This is a genomic window from Nonomuraea sp. KM88 (assembly GCF_052245635.1).
GTDB lineage: Bacteria > Actinomycetota > Actinomycetes > Streptosporangiales > Streptosporangiaceae > Nonomuraea.
The window spans coordinates 282,606-307,999 of the sequence record NZ_JBQQCC010000012.1; the positions used below are offsets into that span (position 1 = coordinate 282,606).

The following is a 25,394-nucleotide window of genomic DNA, read 5'->3' on the forward strand; positions in this document are numbered from 1 at the left end:
GATTCACTGGGTGAATGGAGCTGGCCTTCGAACGCCGGGGCGCCGGCGCGCCGCTGATCCTCATCCACGGCATCGGTCACCACTGGCAGGCGTGGACACCGGTGATCGACAGGCTGGCCGCCGCCCGCACGGTGATCGCGCTCGACCTGCCCGGCTTCGGCGCCTCGCCGGGACTGCCCGAGGGCATCCCCTACACCGCCGAGTCGCTGGCCGACGCGGTCGAGTCGTTCTGTTCGCTGCTCGGCGTGCGCGAGCCGCACGTGGCGGGCAACTCGCTCGGCGGCTACATCGCGCTCGAGCTGGCCTCGCGCGGCGTCGTACGCACGGCCACCGCGTTGTCGCCGGCGGGTTTCTGGTCGCGTTCCGAGCTGGTCTACTGCCAGTCGGTGCTGCGTGCCCTGCGGGCCTCGGCCAGGGCGATGCCGCAGGGGCAGGTCGTCAGGGCGGCGGAGAACCCGGTGTTGCGGGCCGTGTCGGCCGGGGTGCTGGTCGCCCACCCGTCCCGGCTGTCGCCGACGGCGCTGATCGCGGCCACGCAGGCGCTGGGCAGGGCCGGCGGCTTCGACGAGACGCTCGCGTCGTTCTCCGGGCTGATGCCGCCCGCGCCGCCGAAGTCGCCCATTTCGATCGCGTGGGGCGAGCACGACCGGCTCCTGCTGCGCCGCCAGGCGGTGCGGGCGGCCCGCTGGTCGGGGCAGCGGGTCAAGCTGCTGAAGGGGTGCGGCCACGTGCCGATGAGCGACGACCCCGACCTCGTGGCCCGCGTCATCCTGGAGGCGTAGCGAACTACACCTTGGTCTGGCCCCAGACGAGCAGCATGGCGACGATGAAGACGATCATGACACCGGCGTAGCCGACCGGCCCCATGCGGAACGCCCGGCGCACGCGGTTGAGGCCCCACGCGGCCAGCAGTGCCAGGAAAACCAGGAGGATCAGGCCGCCGTCCATGCCGTCCAGTATGCGGCGTGGGCGGGCTTCCCGCGCGGTGACAGGTCAGAATCCGAAGGACCTGCCGATGATCTCCTTCATGATCTCGGTGGTGCCGCCGTAGATGGTCTGGACCCGGCTGTCCATCCAGGCCTTGGCGACGGGATATTCCGTCATGTATCCGTACCCGCCGTGAAGCTGGAGGCACCGGTCGATGACCTTGGTCTGCACTTCGGTGGTCCACCACTTGGCCTTGGCCGCGTCGACCGCGGTGAGCTGCCCGGCGTTGAGCGCGCGGATGCACCGGTCGACGTAGTGGCGGGCGATCTCCGTCTCGGTGGCCAGCTCCGCGAGGACGAACCTGGTGTTCTGGAACGACCCGATGTTCCGCCCGAACGCCTGCCGGGTCCTGCAGTATTCGATGGTCTGCTCCAGCACGCCCTCCGCCGAGGCCACCGCCGCCACGGCGATCGACAGGCGCTCCTGCGGCAGGTTGTCCATGAGCTGGACGAAGCCCTCGCCGTCGTTCGGCCCGAGGCGGTTGGCGACGGGCACGCGTACGTTGTCGAAGAAGAGCTCGGCCGTGTCCTGGGCCTTCATACCGATCTTGTCCAGGTTGCGTCCGCGCTCGAACCCCTCCATCCCCCGCTCCACGACGACCAGGGTGGTGCCCCGGGCTCCGGCCTCGGGGTCGGTCTTGGCCACCACGACCACCAGGTCGGCGTTGATGCCGTTGGTGATGAACGTCTTCTGGCCGTTGACGACGTAGTGGTCGCCCTCGCGGATGGCCGTGGTCCTGATGCCCTGCAGGTCGCTGCCCGCGCCCGGCTCGCTCATCGCGATGGCGGTGATCAGCTCGCCGCTCACGAAGCCGGGCAGCCACCGCCGCCGCTGCTCGTCGTCGGTCAGATCCACCAGGTACGGCGCCACGACGTCGTTGTGCAGCGAGAAGCCGAGCCCGGTGGCGTTGTTCCGCATGAGCTCCTCGACGATCACCGCGTTGTAGCGGAAGTCCCGGATCCCGGAGCCGCCGTGCTCCTCGGGCACCGAGAAGCCGAACATGCCGAGCTCGCCGGCCTTCTTCCAGACCTCGCGGGGGACCACGCCGTCCTTCTCCCATCGAGCGTGGTGCGGCACGACCTCGCGGGACATGAACGCGCGCACGGTCTCGCGGAAGAGGAGGTGCTCCTCGTCGAAGAGGTCTCGCTGCATCTGTCGCCTCCGGAATAGGGTTCTGTTACTGCGAGGTATACCCCTTTTGTCAGTACGGCGGGAGCCGTGGACACGGGTTCATTACAAGTGGTCGGAGATGGGGGGTTCGGTATGTAGAGCGGGTGTTTTCGACTCTAAGATCTACCGTCGGCGTATTTGTGGCTGATCGGAGTCTCCCGTGAGTCGATGGCGCAAGGCGTTGATCGCCGCATCGGTCGGCGCGGCCGCTTCCACCGCGTTCGTCGTGACCTCCTCCATCCCCGGCCAGGCAGAGACTTCGCTGGTGGCCACCTACCGGTGCGAGGGCGGGATCGCCGGCGCCGGAGTCGACATCGAGGCCACGATCACGCCGCAGATCGAGACCGGCGGGCTGATGAACGTCCGCTGGGGCATCTCGTACAAGGGCAATCCGAGGTTCGGCTCGCCAGGGTTCTTCCCCGCGGGCTCCTCCCTCGACCTCGAAGGCGTCGTGGACATCAGCGGCGCCTGGGTCGGCCAGTTACGGCCGAGGGGCGGCCAGGAGCAGGGCGAGCTGGTGCCGGGCGAGTTCCTCGAACTGCCCGAAGGGCTGTCCGACCAGGGATCCATCGGGCGTTCCGGAACGGTCCGCTTCAAGCCCGGCGCCCTGACGGTCAGGTTCACGCCCGCCGAGGGCGAGGTGATGGTCAACAACAACGCGCCGGACATCACGTACGAGGGTGGCTGGAGGCGGATCACCACCGCGGAGGAGTTCGACGACCACCTCTACGACCTGCACAGGACCAGAACGCAAGAGGCCAAAGCCAAGCTCGACTTCACCGGCACGAAGGTTGCCTACATCGCCAGGCGCGAGCGCGACCTAGGCAAGATCAGGGTGATTCTCGACGGCAACGTCGTCACCGACCCGCTGGTCGAGCCGGGCAAGGACCGCAGCGGGACGCCGATGACGGGCACCGCGTCGAAGGAGGTCCTTTGGGAGTCGCCGCAGCTCGCCTATGGACCGCATACCCTGGAGATCGTCAACACCGAGGCGAAGGTCGCCTACGTTGACGCGTTCAGGGTGACGGTCAGCGACATCACCGAGCCGCCGGACCACGACCAGGCCACATGCAAGCTTCAGGGTGACCCCGGAGCCATCGACGTCACCGTGCCCGGCCCGACGCAGGACCCGACGGACCCTCCCACGGAGGATCCTGACGAGGACCCGACGGACGACCCGGACGACCCGGATGACGACCCCAGTGACGAGCCGACCGACGAGGACAGCACGCCTCCGGAGGGCGACTCCATCGGCGGTGATCACGTGGCCGTGGTTCCCACGGGTTCCAGTTCGAGCTCGTCCACGCCGAAGAGCAGTACCAGCCCGACCGCGACCCGGTACTACCGGGCGCAGGTGCCCAAGACGCCCAAGGGTGGTGTGGACAGCGGCGAGGCGCCGGCGACCGGCGAAGGGCCGCCCCTCGGGCTCATGACCAGCGGAGCCGTGCTGATGGTGGGAAGCGTCGGTGGCGGTGTGCTGCTGCGCAGGCGCAGGGCCGCGCACGCGGGAGGTGCGCGCCGATGACCGAGGGGACGACGCCGATGCAGCGCGCGCTGCCCGGCCTGCTGATCGCCGGCTCCCTCGGCGGGGTGGGCATCGTCATGGTGACGCTGCTCTCGCTGGCGCCACCCGTGGACGACGGGTCGGGGCCGCTCGCGGCGCCGGTGGCCGCGCAGGAGACGCCGACGGAGGTCCCGACGAAGACGCCGGTGGGGAACGCGGGCGCGTTCGTGCTGCCGGCCACCGTCGGGCCCGGGGGTAAGGACGTGCCCCTGACGCCGGCCCGCCTGGACGCGCCGCCTCCGCTGGCTGCCGCACCGGTGGTGCCCGCCATCCCGAAGGCCAAGAAGAAGACCACCACCAAGGTACGGCCGACCCGCATCAAGATCCCCAAGATCAAGGTCAACGCCTCGATCCGGTCCGTCACCCTGGACAAGCAGGGCAAACTCGGCACCCCGCCGCTGAGCAAGGCGGGCCTGACCGGTTGGTACCGCCACTCGCCCTTGCCCGGCGAGCTCGGCCCTTCGATCATCAACGGCCACGTGAGCACCCGCCGGGGCCCCGCCGTCTTCGACCGCCTCCGCGAACTGTCCAAGGGCGACCAGATCTACGTGTACCGCTCGGACGGCAAGGTCACCCGCTTCACGGTCAGCGGGATCGAGCAGGCCAGCAAGAACTCGTTCCCGACCAAGCGGGTGTACGGGAACACCACCAACTCCCAGATCCGGCTCATCACGTGTGGCGGGGTCTACAACAAGACGACCCACCACTACACGGACAACATCATCGTGTACGCAACGTTGTCCAAGAAGAAGGGCTGACCGGCCGATTTCCGGGTTTACGGGAAAGTTGACAGGGACAGATCATAAGATCTCAACCTAACCGTGACCAACGGCTGGAATTCTGGCACGACTGTTGATACTGCGCTGAAATGGAGCTGGAAGTGCTGACGTCCAAGGCGCGGCGCCGCCTCGCCCTCAAGACATCCGCTATGGCCGTTCTAGGCGCAGGGATCTTCGGAGCGATACCCGTGATGGCTGCGGTGGCGGCACCGGCTCCCGTGGCTTATACCTGCGGCAGCTCGGCCGTCACTTTCACCATGGAGCTGAAGACGCCCACGACGGCCAGGCCCAGCGCACCGGTTACGGTGACCTGGGACATTCGCCAGCCGACCTCGGGCTACCTGTCGGCAACGGCCGAGGCCACTCCGACCAGCGTTGTGGCGTCGGGCACCGTCAGCCCCAGCGGTTCGCCGATCCCGGCCACTCCAGTGATCGCCAGCGGTTCCGTCGCGCCGGCGACGACGATCAGCGCCAACTCTCCCGTGCCCATCCCGACGATGACCATGGTCGTCACGCCCACCGCCACTGGAACGGTGGCTCTCAAGGGCGGTGGTTTCTCGGTCATGATCAACGGGGCTGAATACAAATGCCAGCCGGGCGCCTCCGGGGGTCCTTCCGTGAACCTGGTCGTCGGCACCGCCACCGGCACCCCGACCAACAGCCCCACGACCACCCCCACGAAGTCGCCGACCCCGACCCCTTCCAGCCCCAGGCCCACGAGGACCAGCACCCACACGGTGACCGTCACGCCGTCGTCGGAGTCCGAGCCCACCAGGAAGTCCCAGACTCCCAAGGCCGGTGCCGACACGGGCGCGGGTGGGACGATGGGCCCTGACGGCCGGCTGTTCATCCTCACCGGTGGCGCCCTGATCGTCGCCGCAGCCGGGGGTGGGCTTCTCATGCGTCGCCGTAACGCCGCTCGGGGCTGACGGGGATGTCCGGCTACTACCCGTACGGTGGCGGCGCTCCCGTGCCGCCGCCTGAGGACAAAGGGGGCGCGGCGCTCAGGACCGTGCTGATCGTGGCGGCCATCGCCGGTGTGGTGACCGTCGTGGCCGGGCTGCTGATCGTGTTCAGGTCCCCCGACGAGTACGGCCTGGCCAGCAACCGCGACACCCTGGCCCTGGAGGCGCAGCCCAAGCCGTCGGGGCAGCCCGAGCAGGCGATGTTCCAGGGTGGGCCCGACGTGCCGCCGCCGCTGCCGCAGATCAAGGCGGCCCCGCCCATGTTGCCGTCCACCCCGATGCGGCTGGTGATCAAGCGGCTGGGGGTCAACGCGCCGATCAGGTCGGTGGGCCTGGCCAGGAACGGCACCATCCAGGTTCCGCCGTCGAACAACGCCAACCTGGTCGGGTGGTACCGGAACATGTCGACGCCGGGTGAGGCGGGACCGGCGGTCCTGCTGGGACACAAGGACACCAAGACGAGCCCCGCGGTGTTCAACCGGCTGCCGGAGCTCAAGCACGGCGACACCATCGAGGTCAAGCGCCAGGACAAGACCACGGCGGTGTTCACGGTCGGCGGCGTGGAGCAGGCCAGCAAGAAGACGTTCCCGACCCAGCGCGTCTACGGCAGCCAGGAGAACGCCCAACTGCACCTGATCACGTGCGGCGGCACCTATGATCGTCGCACCGGGCACTACACCGACAACGTCATCGTCTACGCGACGATGACGAGCTCCTATCGAAGCTGAGCGCGGAGGCTGGGCATGGGCTGGATGGCGAAGCGACGACTGCGTACAGGCCCCACGGCGGTGCTGCCCGCGAAGCTGGATCCGGCGAAGCTGCTGCGCATCGTGCAGCTGGCCGATCCCGGCGCGCGGAAGGACGGCGACGACATCGTGGCGACCGATGTGCGGGTGTGCGCGCCGGTCGAGGCGGCGGCCGAGCTGACGGGCGGCGTGCTGGAGAAGGCGTGGGGGGTGCGGGTGGCGGCCGAGGGCCCGCTGCCGATCGATTTCTTCGACCGCTACCTCGCCGAGGGGCTGGCCTTCCGGTTGAAGGGGCTGGCGGTGTGCCGGGGCGAGGTGAGCGATCCGGCTGACGCGGCGGAGGGCGGTCCCGCCGTCATCCTCCCGGTACGCCCGACGCCCGAGGAGCTGGCCCCGTTCCTGGAGCCGGAGGACGAGGAGTTCGCGTTCACGGCGGGCGACATCAAGGCCGTGCTCGTGCCGCAGAAGGGCGGCCCGCCCGCTGCGGCGGAGCTGTTGCCGTTCGCGACCGAGCTGACGGCGATCGAGTTGCGCGGCGGGGAGCCGGAGAAGCTGGGCGCGCTCGCCCTTGAGCTGTCCGAGGCGCTGAACGGCCTGGCCGTCGACCGGTGGCGGTTCAGGATCGACGCGGCGGAGGACCTCGTACCGCCGGCGGAATGACCCCAGAACGTCGTTCTGTTGTAGTGTGCACCTAGTAACCGAATATTGCTCGGTTTCCAGGAGGCACTGTGGCAGAGGCGTACATCGTCGGGGCGGTCCGCACCCCGGTCGGCAAGAAGAAGGGCGGCCTGTCCACCGTCCATCCCACTGACCTGGCCGCGCACACCCTGAAGGCGCTGATCGAGCGCACCGGCGTCGACCCCGCGGCGGTCGAGGACGTCATCATGGGGTGCGTCATGCAGTTCGGCCCCCAGAGCATGGACATCGCGCGCAACGCCTGGCTGTCGGCGGGCCTGCCGGAGACCACCGCCGGCGTCACCATCGACCGGCAGTGCGGCTCCTCGCAGCAGTCGATCCACTTCGCCGCCCAGGGTGTCCTGTCGGGCACCCAGGACCTGGTCGTGGCGGCCGGTGTCGAGTCGATGAGCATCGTGCCCATGGGCGCCTCGATCACGGCCGCGCTCGAGAAGGGCATGCCGTTCCCGTTCGGCGAGATGTGGGTCGAACGCTACGGCAAGCAGGAGATCTCGCAGTTCCGCGGCGCGGAGCTGATGTGCGAGAAGTGGGGCTACACGCGCGAGGTCCTGGAGCAGTACGCGTTCGAGTCGCACCAGCGTGCCGCCAAGGCCATCGCGAACGGCCACTTCAAGGACCAGATCGCCCCCGTGAACGGCGTAGAGGACGACGAGGGCCCGCGGCCCGACACCACCCTGGAGAAGATGGCCGGGCTGAAGACGCTGAAGGAGGGCGGGCAGATCACCGCCGCCACCTCCTCGCAGATCTCCGACGGCTCGGGCGCGGTGCTGATCGCCTCCGAGCAGGCGGTCAGGGAGCACGGCCTGACCCCGCGCGCCCGCATCCACCAGCTCGCGCTCATGGGCGACGACCCGGTCTACATGCTGACCGCGCCGATCCCCGCCACGCAGCGGGCGCTGAAGAAGGCCGGCATGTCCATCGGCGACATCGACGTCGTCGAGATCAACGAGGCGTTCGCGCCGGTGCCGCTGGCGTGGATGCACGAACTCGACGCCGACCCGGCCAGGGTCAACCCCAACGGCGGCGCCATCGCGCTCGGCCACCCGCTGGGCGGCACGGGGGCGATCCTCATGACCAAGCTCCTGCACGAGCTGGAGCGCACGGGCGGCCGCTACGGGCTGCAGACGATGTGCGAGGGCGGCGGCCAGGCCAACGTCACCATCATCGAACGCCTCTGAGCGAAAAGGGCGCGAGCGCCGCCTCCAGGCGTACGGGGGAGGCGGCGCTCGCTCTTCACTACCATCCCTGGTAGTTGTCCTTCGGTCAGCGGCCCTTGGACGGCACGCGCCTCGGCGGCGCGATCGGGCGCTGCGGCATCTTCGGCATCTGCCGCGGCGTGGGCAGCTGCGGCCGGTTCTTCTTCTTGTTGCCTGCGCGAACTCGCATGAGGAAGCTCCTTTACGTAACTCTCGACGCGGCTCGGAGGCCGGTCGGCAAGCTCAGCTGCCGCGTCTGGACGGACTGGCGGTCTTGCTGGCTGAGCACGGGCGCTGAGGCCCGGCGAATCACAGGTAAAGGCGCATGCCCATGAAGTTAGAGGGCCGCCGGTGGCTCGCGCAACCGAATTAATCCTTGGGCAGGAGGCTGCCGAGGGGGCCCAGGTCGAGGTTGAGGTCCGACGGCTCCAGGTCGAACCGCTCGCAGAGCTCCTCCATGGCCTCCTCCAGCCGCATCAGGGTCATGCCGAGCTGTTCGATCTGCTCGTCGGACAGGTCGCCCCGCTCCATCCTCCGTACGGACTGCCGCTCGACGAGCTGGCGCAGCAGCTCGACCAGCGTGAGCACTAGCCGGGACAGGTCGCGCTCCACCGCCTCCGCGTCGGTGTCGATCCGCAGCCGCGGCTTCCTGGCCTGGCGGGCGGGCTCGGCGGGGTCACTCGTCATCGCGGATCGAGGTGATCAGTGCGTGGATGGAGATGCGTACGAGGTCGATGTCGGCGATCGACAGGACGAGGTCGCCGCTCACCACGACGCCGCCGGCGAGCAGCCGGTCGAGCAGGTCGACCAGCGCCACCCGCTGGGCGGGCAGCCGGCCCTCCTCGGCGAGCATGGCGCCACGAGGCTCCGGATACGTCATGGTTCACCCCCTTCGTCCAGCGCGGCGAACGAGTACGGCGCCCACGGGCCGGTCAGCTCCAGCTCCCCACCCTCGCCGCGCAACTCGTCCACCGTCCGTACGAACTCCGCGTGCCGCTCCTCGTCGACGAGGTAGGCGCCGTTGAGGATCATCCATTCCTTGCGCCCGGAGAGCTGCGGGTCCTGGGCCCGGTGGCGGCGGTCGGCGACTGCGACGGAGGCCAGCCGGTCGTGGACCCGCTCGGCCCGGGCACTCGCCCGCCGCCACGCCTCCTGCCTGTTGCGCAGCCCCGCCTGGCGCTTGCGCAGGTACGCCGCTCCCGGCCCGGACGCGGCACCACCACCCTCCTGCGCGGCGGCGGGCTCGGCCTGCTCCGAGGGGTCGGCGTACACCTTCACCCCCCACTCCTGGCGGCCGGTGATGCGGTCGAGCGCGTGGCAGAAGTCGTCGTGCCGGTCCTCCAGCAGGCCGGCGACCTGCTCGTCGCCGCTGTAGACGGTGACCAGCCGCACGGGTACGGCGGGCACCGTCACCGCCACCGCCTCGACCACGTGGTGGTGCGCCCTGGCGGTCGCGTCGAGCCAGTCCAGGTCCTCCATGGACCGCTGCAGCGGCTCCTCCCCGAAGTCGGCCAGCGGCACGGTGCTCACGTACGCGACCAGCCCGGAACGGTTGATCGCCCGCACCGGCGTGCCCGCCACCCCCGCCAGGCCTTCGGGGGAGGGGGCGCCGGAGTCGCGCGTGACCACGTACAGGTACGTGCCTGCGTCACCCGTCATCTCTTCTCCTTCCGGCGCCACGCCGCCGCGGCTCGACGTCTTCCTCCTCCTCGACGTGGCCCTCGATGGCGGGCGGGGCGGAGCGGCCATCCTCCAGGGCGGCGAGCCTCCGGCGCAGCCGGCGGTTCTCCTCCTCCAGGCCGCGGTCCTTCCCGGTCAGCCACGGGTCGTGCTCCCACCAGTCGATGCCCATCTCCTTGGCGGTGTCGACCGAGGCGACGACCAGCCGCAACTTGATCGTCAGCAGTTCGATGTCGAGCAGGTTGACCCGGATGTCGCCCGCGATGATCACGCCTCTGTCGAGCACCCGCTCCAGGATGTCGCCCAGGTTGGCCGGCTCCCGCCCGCTGCCCGTCGAGGACGGGTAGGCGCGGCCCGCCGGGCGGGCCGGCTCCATCATCATCCGCCCTCCCCCTGGTCGCCGCTGGCCCGCCGGTAGCGGCGCAACCTCCGGTACGACTGGAGCTCGCCGTCCGCGTCCAGCTCGGCCTGGTAGAGCGCCAGCACGTCGCCCGAGGACGGGATGCGGCGGTCCTCCACGACTTCGACGCCCACCACCCAGCCGTCTCCCTCCGGCTTGACCAGCGTGATCCCCTCGGACTCCCGGCCGGTCAGCTCGACGATGTGGCGCAGCCCAGCCGCGCCTGCGCTGGACGCCGACAGGCTCCTCGCGCGGGAGCGGGACCGCGGCTCCTCGTCGTGCGCGGCCTCCCCGTCCGGCTCCTCGTCGGCCTGCTGCTCCTCCACGGCCTCCTCGGGCTCGGCGTCCTGCTCGGCAGGGCGTCGTGCGCGGACCCTTCGCTGGGCGGGCACACGATCACCTCCTTCCTTCCCCGGGCGGGCCGGTCAGCCTGGCGAGGATCTCCTCCATGGCCTGTGCGGCCTCGTCCTCCGACATACGGCCCTCGTTCCTGGCCTCCTCGATCGCCTCCAGCTCCCGCCGCACCACCGCCGGATCGTGCAGCTCCCGGTCGACCTGCTCCTGGATCAGCTCACCCAGCCTGATCACGCCGCGTACGGGCGCGAGCGGCCAGGTGAACAACGAGCTGATCAGCCCCATCAGCCGTCACCGGAGCCCTGCGCCACGATGAAGTCGTACGCGGCCAGCGGCCCGAGCAGGCGCAGCTCGACCCTGCCCGACCAGCGCTCCTCGATCTGGCCCAGCGCCTGTTCCAGCTCGCCCTCGCGCGACGTCTCGACGAGGACCGCGAGGTGCACGGCGTCCAGCTCGTGGCTGGGGTCGCGCAGCGAGGTGAGCGTGGCGACCGGGGTGACCGCGTCGAGCACCTCCTGCGTGTCGGCCTCCCGCTTCGCGTTGATGGCCTGGTCGACGATCTCGCCGATCTGGATGCGCGCGTCCCTGGTCGCCTCCTCGGGCTGGTCCTTGATCTGCGTACGCAGCTCGGCCAGCTGAGGGTGCTCCTCCATGATCTCGGTGAGCACGGCCCGCTCGACGTAGCGGCCCTTGACGACGTACTGGGCCCGGCCCTCCAGCTCGTCGAGCGCCGCGTGGAACTCGTCGTGGTGCGGCGCGAGCAGCTCCTCCACGACCGCCTCCGGGTTCGTCACGACCGCGCCGAAACGTACGGGCAGCACCGGCACCTCGGCGGCGGTGGCGTCCAGCAGTCCCTCGTGGGCCATGAGATCGTCGGGCGTGCCCAGCGGCCGGTCCAGCCGCAGCTCGCTGACCAGCGCGGCGATGTCGCCATGCCGGACCACCGTCACCTTCGCCGACGGGTTGCCGACGCCACCGCCGGCGTCGTCGGACACCTCGACGTCCGCCGGGACGATGCCGTAGACGTACGTGCCGACGCGGGTCTCAGGCTCCGCCCCGTCTTTCTTGTGCCGTTCGGTCGCCTCGGAGGTCGACATGTCAGTCACCACCCTTCCGCCGCCGGGAGGGCTGCCGTTCCTGATCGTCCGCCGAATCGCCGACCAGGCCGCCCAGCTTGTCGGCGGCGGATTCGAGCACTCCCTGGACCGCGTCCTTGCCCTTGTCGGCGACCATGCCCTGCTTCATGTTCTGCATGAGCTCGGGCAGTCCCTGGCCGCCGGACTCCGACAGGTCCAGCCGGTTCACCGCCTCGGCGTAGCGCAGGTAGGTGTCGACGCTGGCGACGACGATTCGCGCGTCGATGGTCAACAACTCGATGCCGACAAGCGAGACCCTGACGTAGGCGTCGATGACCAGCCCTTTGTCCAGGATGCTGTCGATCACGTCGGCCAGGCCTGTCGCGGTGGGGCGTTGCGCCACACCACCTGAGGCCGGCTGCACAGTCATAGTGCCCTCCTCATGATCCGCGGATGGGGGACGGCTCAGCCGCCGCTGCGGCTCGCCGTCCTGCGGCGTACCGGAGCCCGCCGGGCGCGGGGGCGCGCCTCTTCCTCGGGCTCCTCTTCGGGCTCCTCTTCGGGCTCTTCTTCGGGTTCCTCTTCCTCTTCTTCTTCCTCCTCGTACTCGTCCTCGGCTTCGCCCTTCTCGGGCTCCTCGGGCTCCTCTTCCTCCTCCTCGTACTCGTCCTCGGGCTCGCCCTCCTCCGGCTCCTCCTCTTCCTCCTGCTCGCCGGCGGACTCCTGCTCCTCCTGGACGGCCGTGTCGTGGTCCTTGACCACCTCGCCGTCGCGGATCTCGCCGCGCCAGCCGCCTTCGGCGATCTCGTCCGGGTGCAGCATGACCTGGGTCATGACATGCCGGGCGAAGTGCTTGAGCTCCAGCCGTACGCGGCGGCCCTGCGCCCGCCAGAGGTTGCCGGTGCCCTCGAAGAAGCCCTTGGGGTGGTATTCGAGGGTGACCATGATCCTGGTGAGGTCGGGGGTGAGCTCGTGGAAGCTCACCGCGCCGTCGACGTACCCCTTCGCGCCCTCCGAGCGCCAGATGACGCGCTCGTCCGGCACCTGTTCGCGGATCGTGGACTTCCACTCGCGGTGCGACCAGAGGATCTGCGCCTTCCAGGTGAGCTTCTCGTCGGACTCCTGGTTGACCGCCTCGACCTTCTTCATGAAGCTCGGGAAGTCCCCGAACTGCGTCCACTGGTTGTAGACCACCCGGATCGGGGCGCCGACGTCGATGGTCTCGACGATGTTGGTGACCTTGAGCTTCTTGCCGCCCCCGCCCTTGCCGCCCAGCTTGCCGACCAGGCCTTTGAAGGCGCCCTTGGCCGCGCCGGCCACGGCCGAACCGCCGACGGACTTGTCGGAGCCGGTGACCGCGCCGAGCAGATTGCCGCCGCCGCCCTCCGCGAAGTCGGACAGCCGTCCGGTCACGCCCTCGACCTTGTTCGTCACGGACGACAGCGCGTAGTGCGTCGCGGCCTGGCCGAGCTTGCGCAGCCCGGACTTGATCGGGTTGCCTCCACCGGACACCTGCTCGCCTGCCTGCTTCGCCGTCTTGCCGGCCGTCTCCGCCGCCCTGCCAGAGCCCTCGCGTACGGCCTTGCCCGCCTTGCCTGCCTGGCCTGCGGCTTTGCGGAGCGGCTGGGCCTTCGTCGCCTCGGTCATCGCGCTCACCCCGCCGATCTCGTCACGGGCGCGGGACGCTTGCGACCTGTGCCCGGCTTACGGGCCCGCGTGCCCTTGGCCAGCGCGCCCTGCTGGGGACGGGCCCTGCGGGCGCGGGGCGGCTCGGGCTCCTCCTCCGGCTCGGAGGTCTCCTGCTCGGGTTCGGAAGCCTCGTCCGCGGGTTCGGCGGCCTCTTCGTCGTCCTCGTACTCGTCTTCCTCGTCTTCGGCGTGCTCGTCCCGGGGCTCTTCCTCGGCCTGGTCGCCGCTCTGGAGGGATTCGGTCCGCTCCTGGAGCTTCTCGGTGAGGGAGTTGATCTGCCGGGTGGCGGCGGCCATGACGGCCGCCTTGCCGACGTCCATGAACTGGCCGCGCAGGCGGTTGGTCAGCTCGTCGATCTCCGGCGAGGACCCAAGGATCTTGCCTCCCTGCGCCAGCAGCCCGCCGTCGCCCTTGCGGTATTTGCCGGCGACGCTCGCCGCGGCGAGCATGGCGGCCGTGCGCAGCTTGTGACGCCGGCCGAGGTAGTAGCCCGCGGCGAGAGCCAACGCCACTCTGGCCTTATCACTCATGGCATGCGCTCCTTTGTCCTCTCGGGGTGACCGGTACGTGGCCGGACGGTCCCCCCGTGCCCGAGAGGGGGATAAGGAAACGCATATCCATATAAAACGGGCATTTTCCAGAATTGGGTCGGGTTTACGGTGGAGGCAGCGGCGTCGGAATGGTCTTCTGCACCTGCTGGTACACCACCGACGTGCGAAACCCGACGATCTCCTTGCGCTTGCTCAGCCTGTCCAGCAGGAACGCGTGCAGGTGGTCCAGGTCCTGCACGGCCACGTGCAGCAGGAAGTCATCGCCCCCCGCCAGCACGAACACGCTGAGCACCTCCGGCATGCCGGCCGCCGACGTCTTGAACTCCTCGATCACCGCCCTGCTCAACGGCCGCACCTGCACCGACACCATGGCCTGGACGCCGCGGTTGAGCGCCGCCGGGTCGATGTCGGCGTGGTAGCCGCGGATGACGCCGCGGCGGGTGAGCGCCCTGACCCTCTCCAGGCACGTCGAGGGCGCGACGCCGAGCCGGCGCGCCAGCTCCCTGTTGGACTGCCGCGCGTCAGTCTGCAGCAGCCGTACGATCGCCGAGTCGAGTTCGTCCATGACCCTGATGGTTCCACCGCCGCAACCTCAGCGCCCGCCCTCCGCCCGCCGCCCCGGGGTGACCAGGCCCGACTCGTAGGCGTACACGACGAGCTGGGCGCGGTCGCGGGCGCCGAGTTTCGTCATGGCCCTGCTGACGTGGGTCTTGGCGGTGAGGTGGCTGATCGTCAGGTGTTCGGCGATCTCCTCGTTGGACAGGCCGGCGGCGACCAGCGTCATGATCTCGCGCTCCCGGGCGGTGAGCGCGTCCAGCGCGGGCGGCGCGACCGGTCGCGGCGGCGTGGCGACGAACTGCTCGATCAGCCCGCGCGTCACGGCCGGAGCGAGCAGCGCGTCGCCCCTGGCGGCCACCCTGACAGCCTGGATGAGCTCGGCGGGCTCGATGTCCTTGACCAGGAAGCCGCCGGCTCCCGCGCGCAGCGCCGCGAAGACGTACTCGTCGAGCGCGTAGTTGGTGAGCATCACCACGTGAACGGCCGCGAGCGCGGGGTCGGCGGCGATCCGCCGGGTCGCCGCGATGCCGTCGAGCAGCGGCATCCTGATGTCGATCAGCGCCACGTCGGGCAGCTCCGCACGGGCCAGCTCGACCGCCCGCGCCCCGTCGCCGGCCTCGGCGACCACCGTGATGTCAGGCTCGGCGTCGAGCATCGCCTTGAACCCGCCCCTGATCAGCGGCTGGTCGTCGGCGAGCAGCACGCGGATCATGCCGGACCCGCCAGCGGCAGCTCGGTCTCGACCCGGAACCCGCCGCCCGGCCTGGGGCCCGCCGACAGGGAGCCTCCCGCCGCCACCGCGCGTTCCCGCATGCCGATCAGCCCCATCCCGTGCCCCGGCCTCCCGTCCACCGGCTCCCCGTCGTCCGTCACCCGGAGCGTGACCGTGCCTCCGCCATATTCGGCGATCACGCTGGTGGCGGGCGTGCCCGCGTGCTTGAGCACGTTGGTGAGGGCCTCCTGCACGATGCGGTACGCGGCCAGGTCGGCCCCCTCGGCCGGCGGCCTGGGCTCGCCCAGCACCTCGTACGTGACCGGCAGCCCGGCCCGCCGCGCCCGTTCGACCAGCGCCGGCAGCCTGGCCAGCCCTGGATCGCCTCCGTCGTCGACCCGGCGCAGCACCCCCAGCGTGGCGCGCAGCTCCCGCATGGCGTCCTGGCTCGACGCCCTGATCGCCGCCAGCGCGTCGCCCGCCGGCGCCGGGTCACCCTGGGCGAGCAGGTGCGCGGCGGCCCCTGCCTGGACGTTGATGACGGAGATGGTGTGCGTGAGCGTGTCGTGCAGCTCCTGCGCGATCCACAACCGTTCCTCCCCGGCCCTGCGCAGCGCCGCCTCCTCCCGGGTCCGCTCCGCCTCGGCCGCGCGGAGCTCGACCTCGCGCAGGTAGGCCCGGTGGGTCGCCACCATCTGCCCGACGACGACGACCGCGGCCAGGAACCCGGCGGTCCACCACACGCCGTCGAACACCGCGTAGGCGCCGTGCGGCACTGCGACGGCGAGGTAGAGCGCCGCGTCGAAGGCCACCGCCACGACCACGCCCTCCGGCAGGCGGCCGAGCGCGACCACGGTGTAGACGGCCAGCAGCACGGGCGCGGCGGCGAAGATGCCCGGATAGAGCAGCGCGTAGTAGGCCACGCAGGCCGCCGCCGAGGCCACGGCCACGGTGACCGGACGCGCCCGCCGCCAGGCCAGGGGCAGCGCGGCGGCCAGCAGCAGCGCGCAGCCCAGCACGTCGAGCGCGCGCTGCTCGCCGGTCCTGGCCACGGCCAGGCTGCCCGCGACGAGCCCGGCGGCCAGGGCAGCGGCGACGGCCGCGTCCGTCGTCCACCTGGTCATCCCGTCACGCTAGCCGAGCCGCGCGCGGCCGGCGGCCCGGCGTACTTCCCTCGCAGTACGCGAGCGCCGCCGCCGGCGCGAAGTCTTCCCCGGCAGTACGCGCGACGCCTTCGCCGGCAGGACGATTTCCCCGCCGCGCGTCGCCAGCGTTGACGGCATGACGAGAGACGTTCCCACACCCTGGACGCGCCGCCTGCAGATCCTCACCGCCGCGGCGTCGGCCGTCTTCACCGCGGGCACCGCGCTGCAGAACTTCCTGATCATCAATCTGGAGATGATCGAGCACAGCATGCGCCTGGCCGGGCTGAGCCCCGCCGAGGCGGCCGCCGCGGCTCCCGGCCTGCTGGCGTTCCTGCGCGGCGTGGGGGTCGCGTTCATCGCCGGCAACGCGCTGGGCCTGCTGGCGCCGCGCGGCTGGACCTGGGTGTTCTGGGTCGTGCTCGCGGTGAACCTGGGGCAGGCCGCGGGGCCGTTCGGGATGATCCCGCCGGAGGTCTATCAGGCCAGCCTGGACCTGTACGGCCCGGCGGGCATCCTGCCGACGGCGGTCACCGACGGCGGGGCGGCGATTCTGGCAATCGTGCTGCTGATCTCTCTGGCGGTGTTCCGCCGCCCATGGGCGCGTTCGTCGTACGAGAAGGCGCGATAGACGCCGGCAGGCCGGGCAGTACTCCTACCACAGGACGGCCCAACGCCGGGAGGTTCCATGACCGAGCACGCCAAGTACGCGGAGTCCAGAGAGGTCGGCGAGCAGGCGCGCGAGACGGAGTGGACGCGGCCCAGCTTCGCCAAGCAGCTCTTCCTCGGAGACTTCCGGCTGGACCTGGTGCATCCGGTTCCCTCGCTGCCCGGCGACGCGACCCGGCGGGGCGAGGAGTTCGTCCGGGCCATGCGCCGCTTCCTGGACGCGGAGGTCGACCCCGCGCTCATCGAGCGGACCGCGCAGATGCCCGACGAGGTGGTCAAGGGGCTGGCGCAACTCGGCGCGTTCGGGATGACGATCGGCAAGGAGTACGGCGGGCTCGGGCTGCCGTACCTGTACTACTGCCGCACGCTCATGCTCGTCGGCTCGTACTGCCCCGCGCTGGCCACGCTGCTGTCGGCGCACCAGTCGATCGGGGTGCCGCAGCCGCTCAAGCTGTTCGGCACCGAGGAGCAGAAGCGCGAGTTCCTGCCGAGGTGCGCGAGGGGGGAGATCTCGGCGTTCCTGCTGACCGAGCCCGACGTCGGCTCCGACCCGGCCCGCCTGTCGACCACGGCCGTGCGTGACGGCGACGACTACGTGCTCGACGGCGTCAAGCTGTGGACGACGAACGGCGTCGTCGCCGACCTCCTCGTGGTCATGGCGAGGACCGGCAAGAAGATCAGCGCGTTCGTGGTCGAGGCCGACTCGCCGGGCATCACGGTCCGGCGGCGCAACGGCTTCATGGGCCTGCGCGGCATCGAGAACGGCGTCACCGAGTTCTCCCAGGTCAGGGTGCCGGCGAAGAACCTGATCGGCAAGGAGGGGCAGGGCCTCAAGATCGCCCTCACCACGCTGAACACCGGCCGGCTGTCGTTGCCCGCGACGTGCGCGGGCAACACCAAGTGGGCCGTCAAGATCGCCCGCGAGTGGGGCAACGAGCGTGTGCAGTGGGGGCGCAAGGTCGGAAGGCACGAGGCGGTGGCCACGAAGATCGCCTTCATCGCGGCAACCGCGTACGCGCTCGAAGCCGTCTGCGAGCTCACCAGCCGCATGGCCGACGACCAGCGCAACGACATCAGGATCGAGGCGGCGCTGGCCAAGCTGTTCGCCTCCGAGCTGTCGTACCAGGCGCTGGACGAGCTGGTCCAGATGAGGGGCGGGCGCGGCTACGAGACCGCCGAGTCGCTGGCCGCCCGCGGCGAGCGCGGGGTGCCCGCCGAGCAGATGTTGCGCGACTCCCGGATCAACCGCATCTTCGAGGGCTCGTCGGAGATCATGCACCTGATGATCACGCGGGAGGCGGTGGACGCCCACCTGTCGGCCGCCGGCGAGCTGATCAACCCTGACGCCTCCCGCCAGGAGCGTGCACAGGCCCTGCGCCGGGCCGGCCGCTTCTACGCCACGTGGCTGCCGACGCTGGTGGCGGGCACCGGCAACCTGCCCACCGCGTACGCCGGCTTCGGCCCGCTCTCCGCGCACCTGCGCTTCGTGGAGCGGACCAGCAGGAAGCTGGCCCGGTCCACCTTCTACGGCATGTCCCGCTGGCAGGGCGGGCTGGAGCACAAGCAGGCCTTCCTCGGCCGGATCGTGGACATCGGGGCCGAGCTGTACGCCATGACGGCCGCCTGCGTCAAGGCGGAAGAGGACTCCAAGGACCTGGGGCAGCGCCCGTACGAGCTCGCCGACACCTTCTGCCACCAGGCGCGGCACCGCGTCGCCGCGCTGTTCGAGCGGCTCTGGGACAACAGCGACCACCAGGACGTGCGGCTGGCCGGATACGTGCTCGACGGCCGCTACGACTTCCTGGAGGAGGGCGTGCTCGACCCGTCCATCGAGGGGCCGTGGATCGGCGCGCCGGAGGGCGGGGAGAACGTACGGAGAAAAATTCTCTGACACCCGGTCTAGACCGGATGTGAGCTTTCTCGGGTCTGAGTGTTGCCGAACTGATACGAGCCGGTATAGACCGGTTGCTGAACTCAGGCTTACAGTGACGCAAACGCGTGGAGCTGTGGCTCGCGCGCCCCCCAACCCCTGGGCGGGGTCCGTTGGCTGGTACGGACCAGCGTCACCCGTCCGACGAGAAGGCGGTATGTCCAGTGAAGACGAAGCTTGCGGGCGGCGCCGTTCTCGGCCTCGCCACGGTGCTGGTCCTGTCCAGTTGCGGATCCGGCGGCGGTGCCCAGGAGTCGGGCGACGGTCAGGTCACGCTGAAGATGGTCGCCGCCGACTACGGCGACGGCCCCGGTAAGCCGAACTCGGGCGAGACGTTCTGGAAGGGCGTCGTCGACGAGTTCGAGGCCGCCAACCCCACCATCAAGGTCGACGTCCAGGTCATCAACTGGAACGACATCGACAAGCAGGTCGCCACCATGATCCAGAACGGTCAGGTGCCCGACATCCTGCAGACCGGCGACTATTCCGGCTTCGTCAAGGACGGCCTGCTCCACAAGGTGGACGAGGTGCTCTCGCCGAACGTCTCCGGCGACATGCTGCAGAAGTTCGCCGAGTTCGGCAAGGTCGACGGGACGCAGTACGGCATCCCGTTCGTCTCCTCCGCCCGCGCCCTGTTCTACAACAAGGACCTCTTCGACAAGGCCGGCGTCAAGGAGCCGCCGAAGACCTGGGACGATCTCAAGGCCGCCGCGGGCAAGCTCAAGGAGGCCGGCGTCACGCAGCCGTTCGGCCTGCCGCTCGGCCAGGAGGAGGCCCAGGCCGAGTCGTTCCTGTGGATGCTCGGCAACGGCGGCGGCTACACCGACGCCTCCGGCAAGTGGACGATCGACTCGCCGCAGAACGTCGAGACCTTCACCTACATGAAGGGCCTGGTCGAGGCCGGTCTGACGACTCCCAACCCGGGCACCAAGGACCGCAAGACGGTCTGGGAGGACTTCGGGGCCGGCAAGGTCGGCATGGTCAACGGCGGCCCCATGTCCATCCCGATCTTCGACGCCGCCGGGCTGGAGAACTACGGCGTCGTGCCGATCCCCGGCAAGACCGGCCCGCTCGACACCACCCTCGGCGTCATGGACTGGATCATGGCGTTCAACAAGAACGGCCACGCCGCCGAGATCAAGAAGTTCTTCGACTTCTTCTACACCGGCAACGCCGCCCAGAAGATCTCCGAGACGTACAAGCTGCTGCCCGTCACCAACGGCGGCATCGAGAAGCTGTCGGGCGACGAGAAGCTCAAGCCGTTCCTCGACGCGCTGCCGAACGCCAGCTTCTACCCGTTCCAGGACCCCAAGTGGGCCGTCGTCAACCCGGCGATCAAGCAGACCATCGGCGGTGCCGTCAAGGACGACCCGGCCAAGGTTCTCGGCGAGCTCCAGAAGACGGCCGAAGCGGCCGGCTAATCATGAGAAGGTTGCGTGCCCTGGAGCCGCTCGCGTGGGTCGGGCCCGCCGTGCTGCTGATCGTGCTGGTCGTGCTCTGGCCCGTGATCGAGATGATCAGGTCGTCGTTCCTCAAGATCAGCCGGTTCGGCATCGTCCAGGGCGGCAACGGCCTGGCGAACTACGAGAAGCTGGTCGGCGAGAAGGACTTCGCCGACATCATGGTCCGCAGCGTGGTCTGGGTGGTCGCGGTCGTCGTGCTCACCGTGCTGATCTCGCTGGCCCTGGCCCAGCTGTTCAACCAGCACTTCCCGCTGCGCAAGCTCGCCCGATGGGCGCTGATCGCGCCCTGGGCCGCGTCGGTGCTGATGACGGCGATCATCTTCAAGTGGATGCTCGACCCCGAGGTCGGCGTGATCAACCAGATCCGCGTCAAGCTCGGGCTGATCGACGCGATGGGCGGGGCGGCGGCCGACCAGCTCGGCGACGCCTCCACCGCCATGCCGTGGCTGGTGTTCGTCGCGGTGTTCGTGTCGGTGCCGTTCACCACGTACGCGCTGCTGGCCGGCCTGGCGACGATCCCGTCCGACGTCTACGAGGCGGCCAGGATGGACGGCGCGGGCCGGCTGCGGACGTACTGGTCGATCACGCTGCCGCTGCTGCGCCCCGCGCTCACCGTGGCGGCCCTGATCAACGTCATGAACGTCTTCAACAGTTTCCCGATCATCTGGGCCATGACCCACGGGCAGCCCGGCTATTCGACGGCCACCTCCACCATCTTCATGTTCATCCTCAAGAGCTCCGACATCGGCGAGTCGGCGGCCATGTCCGTGGTCAACTTCGGCATGGTGATCGTGCTGACCGTGATCTTCCTCAAGGTTTCCCGCTGGAACAAGGAGGTCACGTGATGGCCGTCAACACCATGGCGCCGCGCACCAGGCCCCGCCCCCCCGTCCGGCCCGATCGCGGAGCGCCGCGCCGCATGCCGAAGCTGAAGACCGTGATCGTCGCGGCCGCCGCGTACGTCATCTCGTTCCTGTTCCTGTTCCCGTACGTGGTGATGCTGCTCACCTCGCTGCGCTCCCAGGACTCGCTGCGCGAGGTGTCGTTCTGGCCCGAGGAGTGGGTGTGGTCCAACCTCACCAACTTCTGGACCAGCGGCCTGGCCGGCAACCTGTGGGTGACGCTGAAGGTGGCCGCGGGCTCGACGGTGCTCGTGCTGCTGGTGGCGCTGCCCGCGGCCTACTATTCGGCGCGGCACAGGTTCAGGGGGCGCACGGCGTTCCTGATCCTCGTGCTGATCACCCAGATGTTCCAGCCCACCGCCATGCTGGTCGGCATCTACCGTGAGTTCTTCCAGTTCGGACTGGTCGACTCGATCTGGTCGCTGATCCTCGTCAACGGCGGCTTCAACCTGGCGTTCGCGGTGTGGATCCTGAACGCGTACTTCGCCTCGATCCCGCGCGAGCTGGAGGAGGCGGCCTTCATCGACGGCAACGGGCGGTTCGGCGCGCTGTTCAGGATCACGCTGCCGCTGGCCCTGCCGGGCGTCATCACAGCGCTGATCTTCACGTTCATCGCCGCGTGGAACGAGTTCGTGGTCGCGCTGACCCTCACCACGACCCCGGAGAACCAGCCGCTGACCGTGGCGCTCAACTCGTTCATCGGCCAGTATCAGGTCGACTGGCAGAACCTGTTCGCCGGCTCCGTGATCGCCACCATCCCCGTGATCATCCTCTTCGCGCTGATCGAACGGAAGGTGGTCGGCGGGCTGACCGCCGGGTCCATCAAGTGACGCGCGGCCCGGCAGCCACCCGCGGCCGGCCTCGCCGTCACTGCTTGGGCTTGGGCACCCGCGCGACGCAGAACACCGTCTGGCCGAACGGCGGGCGGACGAAACGCTCGATGAAGCGGGTCAGCGGGACCACCGTGCGGTCGTAGACCTTGACCAGGCGCGGGTCGGGATAGCCGACGCCGCCCCGGCGCACGGCCGCCCACCAGGCGATGCCGCCCAGGAAGTTGATCGGCTTGAGCACCTCGACGTCGAGCCCGGCCTTGGCTACCGCGGTGCCCAGCGTCTTGGGCGTGTAACGCTGGACGTGCCCCACCTTGCGGTCGAAGTCACCATAAAGCTGCATGTAGCCGGGCACCCAGATGATGATCCGCCCGCCGGGCAGCGTCACGCGGGCCAGCGAGCGCAGCGCCTCGGCGTCGTCCTCGATGTGCTCGAGGACGTTCATCATGACGACGGTGTCGACCTTGTTCTCCAGCGGGATGTCGGTGGGCAGCCCGAACTGCAGGACATCGATCTCGTCACGGTCCGCGAAACGCTTCTCCAGCTGCTCGACGCAGTAGGGGTCGAAGTCGCTCACGACGAGCCGGTCGAGCCGCGGCAGGAACTGCTCGGCGAAGTGGCCGAGCCCGGAGCCGATCTCCAGCATCGAACGCCCGACATGCGGGGCGACCATGTCGAACTCGTACTGCCGATAGTTCTTGGCCTCGTCCCCACCCAGGTGGTTCTCCAGGGCCTCGTCACCGGCCGCCGGTTGTACTACACGGTCATACCCAGAAGACATAATCCCGTTCCTTCTAGGGGCTGATGGATTGCCCGAGTCTAATGCCCCGATCAACGGCCACGTTCACCTGAACAGCGAAACACCCTTCCGCGCGCCGCCAGGATGCGATGGAATCTGAGCCGCCATGGACGACGACGAGGCGATCGCGCGCTCGCTCACCGGTGACCTGGCCGCCTACGAAGCGCTGGTCACCCGCTACAGCGCGCTCGCCCACCGTACCGCCGTCATGCTGGGCGCGGGCGACGAAGCCCAAGACGTCGTGCAGGAGGCGTTCGTCAAGGCGTACCGGCACCTGGCGAGCTTCCGCAGGGACGCGCCGTTCCGCCCGTGGCTGCTGCGCATCGTCGCCAACGAGACGCACACCCTGACCCGGTCGCGAGGGCGCAGGGGAGAGCTGGCACTCCGGCTCGGGGCGACCGCCGACACGGCGGCGCCCGACGACCCCGAGGGCGCCGCCGTCGCCGCCGACCGGCGCACGCGGCTCCTCGCGGCGGTGCGCGACCTCCCAGAACGGGAACGCCAGGCCGTGGTCTGCCGGTATTTCCTACAGCTGACCGAGGCGGAGACCGCGCAGGTGCTCGGCTGGCCCGTCGGCACCGTCAAGTCCAGCACCCACCGCGGGCTGGCCCGGCTGAGGAAGGGGGTGGGCGATGAACTCGCCTGAGCCGTACGACGAGCTCGAGGCCGAACTGCTGGCGCTCGGCGACCGCATCGACGTCCCCAGCCTGCCTGCCTCCGACGTCGCCGCCGCCGTACGCGCCCGCCTCGAACCCACCCCCGAACCGCGCGCCACCGAACCACCCACCCCGAACCCGCGCGCCACCGAACCACCCGCCCTGGACCGGCCCGCCGGCGAGCGCTCCAGGACACCGGAGGTGGCGGGCCGGCGGGAGGCGGCGGGACGTGGACGGCGGACACCGGGGAGAAGACGGGCGCGGTGGAAGGTCGTGACCGCCGTCGTCGTGGCCGTCCTCGCCGTCACCGCCGCCACCCCCCAAGGACGCGCCGCCGTGGCGACGATCCTGCGCTTCGCCGGAGTCGAGGTGGAGCTCGGCGACACCCCGCCCGAGCCGGTCACCACCCGGACGCCCCTGCCCGCCGAGCAAACGGCGTCCCTCGCCGATCTCCCCGAGCTGGTGGACTTCGCGGTCAGGGTTCCGGCCAGGCTCGGGAAGCCGCAGCGCGTCACGGTCGCCGACCACGGCAGGGTGGTGTCGATGTACTGGCCGGGCGGTGTGCGGCTCGACCAGTTCAGCGGGACGGTGGGGCCGTACTTCTACAAGCAGCTCGGCCCGCCGTGGCCCGACCGCGTCATGGTGGGCGCGTACGAAGCCTGGTGGCTGCCCGGGGACCACCCGCTCGGCTACATCAGGCGCCAGGACGGCACCCACGTGCCCCTGCGGCAGGCGGCCCCCACCCTCGTCTGGCAGCAGGGAACGCTCAACTACCGGCTCGAAGGCGCCGGCGACGTGGGCGAGGCGGTCGCCGTCGCCACGTCACTCGGGTGAGGGCGAGCTCGTCAGCCACTCGTCCACACCCTGCAGCAACTCCTTGCGCACCGACTCAGGAGCCGTCGACGACCGTACGGACTGCCGCGCCAGCTCGGCCACCTCGGCGTCGCTGAAGCCGTGCACCTCCCTGGCCAGCTCGTACTGGCGCAGCAGCCGAGTGCCGAACAGCAGCGGGTCGTCGGCTCCCAGGGCGATGGGCACCCCCGCGTCGAACAGCCGGCGCAACGGCACGTCCGCGTCCCGCTCGGCCACCCCGAGCCCCACGTTGGACGAGGGGCAGATCTCGCAGCAGATCTGCCGGTCGGCCAGCCGCTGCATCAGCCACTCGTCGTCGGCCGCCCGCACCCCGTGGCCGACGCGGTCGGCCCCCAGGTCGTCGACGCACTGGGCCACGCTGCGCGGCCCCATCAGCTCGCCGCCGTGCGGCACGGCCAGCAGCCCGCCGCGTTTGGCGATCCTGAACGCCCGCTCGAAGTCGCGCGCCGCACCCCGCCGCTCGTCGTTGGACAGCCCGAACCCGACCACCTTGCCGGCGTACTGCGTGGCGAGCCTGGCCAGCGTGTTCGCGTCGAGCGGATGCCGGATCCTGTTGGCCGCCACGATCACGGCGATCCCGATCCCGGCGTGCTCGGCCGCCCGGTCCGCCGCGTCGAGCATCAGCTCGAGCGTGGCCGTCAGCCCGCCGAACCGCGGCGCGTAACCCGACGGGTCGACCTGGATCTCCAGCCACCGCGACCCGGCCGCGACCTCGTCCTCGGCGGTCTCGGCCAGCAGCCGGTAGACGTGCTCCGGCCGGTTGAGCACGGACCGCGCGATGTCGTACAGCCGCTGGAACCTGAACCACCCGCGCTCGTCGGTGGCCCGCAGCTTCGGCGGCCAGTCCTGCTCCAGCGCGTCGGGCAGGTGCAGGCCCTGCTCCCTGGCCAGCTCGATCAGCGTCGAGTGGCGCATCGAGCCGGTGAAGTGCAGGTGGAGATGGGCCTTGGGAAGCGCGTGCAAGGGCCTTGGCATCCGCATATTTTGCCACCAGGGCCGAAAAGATC

Annotated in this window: 32 protein-coding genes; 13 read left to right on the forward strand and 19 right to left on the reverse strand. The window is 70.0% G+C overall.

The features are described from left to right. Positions 1-14: 14 nt before the first annotated feature. Positions 15-782 carry an alpha/beta fold hydrolase gene (locus ACTWPV_RS32425; protein WP_443154692.1) on the forward strand — a complete coding sequence of 256 codons (768 nt, stop codon included), beginning with the start codon at positions 15-17 and terminating at the stop codon, positions 780-782. A 4-nt stretch (positions 783-786) separates the two neighbouring features. Here ACTWPV_RS32425 and ACTWPV_RS32430 read toward each other — a convergent pair whose 3' ends face one another. Both ACTWPV_RS32430 and ACTWPV_RS32435 read right to left on the reverse strand, forming a co-directional pair. Next, positions 787-948, reverse strand: a complete 162-nt coding sequence (locus ACTWPV_RS32430) for a hypothetical protein (protein ID WP_443154693.1) — start codon at positions 946-948, stop codon at positions 787-789. A gap of 45 nt (positions 949-993) precedes the next feature. Then, positions 994-2,139: an acyl-CoA dehydrogenase family protein gene (locus ACTWPV_RS32435; protein ID WP_347650542.1), complete on the reverse strand. Its 1,146-nt coding sequence runs from the start codon at positions 2,137-2,139 to the stop codon at positions 994-996. Positions 2,140-2,317: 178 nt separating this feature from the next. On the opposite strand from ACTWPV_RS32435, the gene ACTWPV_RS32440 reads away from it, so the two are divergent. Both ACTWPV_RS32440 and ACTWPV_RS32445 read left to right on the forward strand, forming a co-directional pair. Continuing rightward, positions 2,318-3,682 (forward strand): hypothetical protein, encoded by a 1,365-nt coding sequence (locus ACTWPV_RS32440; RefSeq protein ID WP_347650541.1) that lies wholly within the window; start codon positions 2,318-2,320, stop codon positions 3,680-3,682. Beyond that, on the forward strand, positions 3,679-4,479 hold the full coding sequence (locus ACTWPV_RS32445) for a class F sortase (protein ID WP_347650540.1): 801 nt from the start codon (positions 3,679-3,681) through the stop codon (positions 4,477-4,479). The genes ACTWPV_RS32440 and ACTWPV_RS32445 overlap by 4 nt, the downstream gene beginning before the upstream one ends. Positions 4,480-4,837: 358 nt before the next feature. Here the strand turns inward: ACTWPV_RS32445 and ACTWPV_RS32450 are convergent, their stop codons facing one another. Then, on the reverse strand, positions 4,838-5,293 hold the full coding sequence (locus ACTWPV_RS32450) for a hypothetical protein (RefSeq protein ID WP_443154694.1): 456 nt from the start codon (positions 5,291-5,293) through the stop codon (positions 4,838-4,840). A 141-nt stretch (positions 5,294-5,434) separates the two neighbouring features. Between ACTWPV_RS32450 and ACTWPV_RS32455 the strand changes: the two genes are divergently transcribed. The 3 genes from ACTWPV_RS32455 to ACTWPV_RS32465 all read left to right on the forward strand — a co-directional run bounded on the left by ACTWPV_RS32455 (position 5,435) and on the right by ACTWPV_RS32465 (position 8,085). Next, positions 5,435-6,193: a class F sortase gene (locus ACTWPV_RS32455; protein ID WP_347650538.1), complete on the forward strand. Its 759-nt coding sequence runs from the start codon at positions 5,435-5,437 to the stop codon at positions 6,191-6,193. Positions 6,194-6,217: 24 nt separating this feature from the next. Further along, positions 6,218-6,871: a hypothetical protein gene (locus ACTWPV_RS32460; RefSeq protein WP_443154695.1), complete on the forward strand. Its 654-nt coding sequence runs from the start codon at positions 6,218-6,220 to the stop codon at positions 6,869-6,871. Positions 6,872-6,939: 68 nt separating this feature from the next. Continuing rightward, entirely contained in the window at positions 6,940-8,085 is a 1,146-nt protein-coding gene (locus ACTWPV_RS32465) for an acetyl-CoA C-acetyltransferase (RefSeq protein WP_443154696.1), read from the forward strand. An 85-nt stretch (positions 8,086-8,170) separates the two neighbouring features. On the opposite strand, the gene ACTWPV_RS32470 is transcribed toward ACTWPV_RS32465, so the two are convergent. From ACTWPV_RS32470 to ACTWPV_RS32535, 14 genes are all read right to left on the reverse strand, one after another. Continuing rightward, the gene (locus tag ACTWPV_RS32470) at positions 8,171-8,293 is read right to left on the reverse strand and encodes a hypothetical protein (protein ID WP_347650535.1); all 123 of its coding nucleotides are present in this window, start codon (positions 8,291-8,293) and stop codon (positions 8,171-8,173) included. 179 nt (positions 8,294-8,472) lie between these two features. Further along, positions 8,473-8,790: a gas vesicle protein K gene (locus tag ACTWPV_RS32475; RefSeq protein ID WP_443154697.1), complete on the reverse strand. Its 318-nt coding sequence runs from the start codon at positions 8,788-8,790 to the stop codon at positions 8,473-8,475. Further along, positions 8,780-8,983, reverse strand: a complete 204-nt coding sequence (locus tag ACTWPV_RS32480; protein WP_347650533.1) for a gas vesicle protein — start codon at positions 8,981-8,983, stop codon at positions 8,780-8,782. The genes ACTWPV_RS32475 and ACTWPV_RS32480 overlap by 11 nt, the downstream gene beginning before the upstream one ends. After that, the gene (locus ACTWPV_RS32485) at positions 8,980-9,762 is read right to left on the reverse strand and encodes a GvpL/GvpF family gas vesicle protein (protein ID WP_443154698.1); all 783 of its coding nucleotides are present in this window, start codon (positions 9,760-9,762) and stop codon (positions 8,980-8,982) included. Before ACTWPV_RS32485 ends, ACTWPV_RS32480 begins: the two co-directional genes overlap by 4 nt. Continuing rightward, positions 9,752-10,165 carry a gas vesicle protein GvpJ gene (gvpJ, locus tag ACTWPV_RS32490; RefSeq protein WP_443154699.1) on the reverse strand — a complete coding sequence of 138 codons (414 nt, stop codon included), beginning with the start codon at positions 10,163-10,165 and terminating at the stop codon, positions 9,752-9,754. The genes ACTWPV_RS32485 and gvpJ (ACTWPV_RS32490) overlap by 11 nt, the downstream gene beginning before the upstream one ends. Next, the gene (gene gvpO, locus ACTWPV_RS32495; protein ID WP_443154700.1) at positions 10,162-10,575 is read right to left on the reverse strand and encodes a gas vesicle protein GvpO; all 414 of its coding nucleotides are present in this window, start codon (positions 10,573-10,575) and stop codon (positions 10,162-10,164) included. Before gvpO ends, gvpJ (ACTWPV_RS32490) begins: the two co-directional genes overlap by 4 nt. Before the next feature lie 4 nt (positions 10,576-10,579). Beyond that, positions 10,580-10,822: a gas vesicle protein GvpG gene (locus ACTWPV_RS32500; RefSeq protein ID WP_347616821.1), complete on the reverse strand. Its 243-nt coding sequence runs from the start codon at positions 10,820-10,822 to the stop codon at positions 10,580-10,582. Continuing rightward, positions 10,822-11,634 (reverse strand): GvpL/GvpF family gas vesicle protein, encoded by an 813-nt coding sequence (locus tag ACTWPV_RS32505; RefSeq protein WP_443154701.1) that lies wholly within the window; start codon positions 11,632-11,634, stop codon positions 10,822-10,824. Before ACTWPV_RS32505 ends, ACTWPV_RS32500 begins: the two co-directional genes overlap by 1 nt. Position 11,635: 1 nt before the next feature. Continuing rightward, positions 11,636-12,043, reverse strand: a complete 408-nt coding sequence (gene gvpJ, locus ACTWPV_RS32510; RefSeq protein WP_347650529.1) for a gas vesicle protein GvpJ — start codon at positions 12,041-12,043, stop codon at positions 11,636-11,638. Between the two features lie 35 nt (positions 12,044-12,078). Next, on the reverse strand, positions 12,079-13,260 hold the full coding sequence (locus ACTWPV_RS32515) for an SRPBCC family protein (protein WP_443154702.1): 1,182 nt from the start codon (positions 13,258-13,260) through the stop codon (positions 12,079-12,081). 5 nt (positions 13,261-13,265) lie between these two features. Further along, positions 13,266-13,832, reverse strand: coding sequence for a hypothetical protein (locus tag ACTWPV_RS32520; RefSeq protein WP_443154703.1), 567 nt, complete (start codon positions 13,830-13,832; stop codon positions 13,266-13,268). A gap of 124 nt (positions 13,833-13,956) precedes the next feature. After that, positions 13,957-14,418 carry an Lrp/AsnC family transcriptional regulator gene (locus ACTWPV_RS32525; protein ID WP_347650526.1) on the reverse strand — a complete coding sequence of 154 codons (462 nt, stop codon included), beginning with the start codon at positions 14,416-14,418 and terminating at the stop codon, positions 13,957-13,959. Positions 14,419-14,445: 27 nt separating this feature from the next. Beyond that, the gene (locus ACTWPV_RS32530; RefSeq protein WP_443154704.1) at positions 14,446-15,123 is read right to left on the reverse strand and encodes a response regulator; all 678 of its coding nucleotides are present in this window, start codon (positions 15,121-15,123) and stop codon (positions 14,446-14,448) included. Next, positions 15,120-16,247 (reverse strand): sensor histidine kinase, encoded by a 1,128-nt coding sequence (locus tag ACTWPV_RS32535; RefSeq protein WP_443154705.1) that lies wholly within the window; start codon positions 16,245-16,247, stop codon positions 15,120-15,122. Before ACTWPV_RS32535 ends, ACTWPV_RS32530 begins: the two co-directional genes overlap by 4 nt. Before the next feature lie 157 nt (positions 16,248-16,404). Between ACTWPV_RS32535 and ACTWPV_RS32540 the strand changes: the two genes are divergently transcribed. From ACTWPV_RS32540 to ACTWPV_RS32560, 5 genes are all read left to right on the forward strand, one after another. Continuing rightward, complete coding sequence (locus ACTWPV_RS32540) at positions 16,405-16,896, forward strand: hypothetical protein (protein WP_347650523.1); 492 nt, start codon at positions 16,405-16,407, stop codon at positions 16,894-16,896. 57 nt (positions 16,897-16,953) lie between these two features. Continuing rightward, positions 16,954-18,825 carry an acyl-CoA dehydrogenase family protein gene (locus ACTWPV_RS32545; protein WP_443154706.1) on the forward strand — a complete coding sequence of 624 codons (1,872 nt, stop codon included), beginning with the start codon at positions 16,954-16,956 and terminating at the stop codon, positions 18,823-18,825. Positions 18,826-19,028: 203 nt separating this feature from the next. After that, the gene (locus ACTWPV_RS32550) at positions 19,029-20,285 is read left to right on the forward strand and encodes an extracellular solute-binding protein (RefSeq protein ID WP_443154707.1); all 1,257 of its coding nucleotides are present in this window, start codon (positions 19,029-19,031) and stop codon (positions 20,283-20,285) included. Between the two features lie 2 nt (positions 20,286-20,287). After that, the gene (locus ACTWPV_RS32555; protein ID WP_347650520.1) at positions 20,288-21,172 is read left to right on the forward strand and encodes a carbohydrate ABC transporter permease; all 885 of its coding nucleotides are present in this window, start codon (positions 20,288-20,290) and stop codon (positions 21,170-21,172) included. Further along, positions 21,172-22,059 carry a carbohydrate ABC transporter permease gene (locus ACTWPV_RS32560; protein ID WP_443154708.1) on the forward strand — a complete coding sequence of 296 codons (888 nt, stop codon included), beginning with the start codon at positions 21,172-21,174 and terminating at the stop codon, positions 22,057-22,059. The genes ACTWPV_RS32555 and ACTWPV_RS32560 overlap by 1 nt, the downstream gene beginning before the upstream one ends. Before the next feature lie 37 nt (positions 22,060-22,096). Here the strand turns inward: ACTWPV_RS32560 and ACTWPV_RS32565 are convergent, their stop codons facing one another. Continuing rightward, the gene (locus tag ACTWPV_RS32565) at positions 22,097-22,840 is read right to left on the reverse strand and encodes a class I SAM-dependent methyltransferase (protein WP_347650518.1); all 744 of its coding nucleotides are present in this window, start codon (positions 22,838-22,840) and stop codon (positions 22,097-22,099) included. Positions 22,841-22,964: 124 nt separating this feature from the next. Between ACTWPV_RS32565 and ACTWPV_RS32570 the strand changes: the two genes are divergently transcribed. Continuing rightward, positions 22,965-23,504: an RNA polymerase sigma factor gene (locus ACTWPV_RS32570; protein ID WP_347616809.1), complete on the forward strand. Its 540-nt coding sequence runs from the start codon at positions 22,965-22,967 to the stop codon at positions 23,502-23,504. After that, complete coding sequence (locus tag ACTWPV_RS32575) at positions 23,491-24,348, forward strand: hypothetical protein (protein WP_443154709.1); 858 nt, start codon at positions 23,491-23,493, stop codon at positions 24,346-24,348. Before ACTWPV_RS32570 ends, ACTWPV_RS32575 begins: the two co-directional genes overlap by 14 nt. Here the strand turns inward: ACTWPV_RS32575 and ACTWPV_RS32580 are convergent. Next, a complete protein-coding gene (locus ACTWPV_RS32580) occupies positions 24,337-25,362 on the reverse strand; it encodes an adenosine deaminase (protein ID WP_347650515.1) in 1,026 nt (341 codons plus the stop codon). The genes ACTWPV_RS32575 and ACTWPV_RS32580 overlap by 12 nt on opposite strands. Positions 25,363-25,394 lie beyond the last annotated feature (32 nt).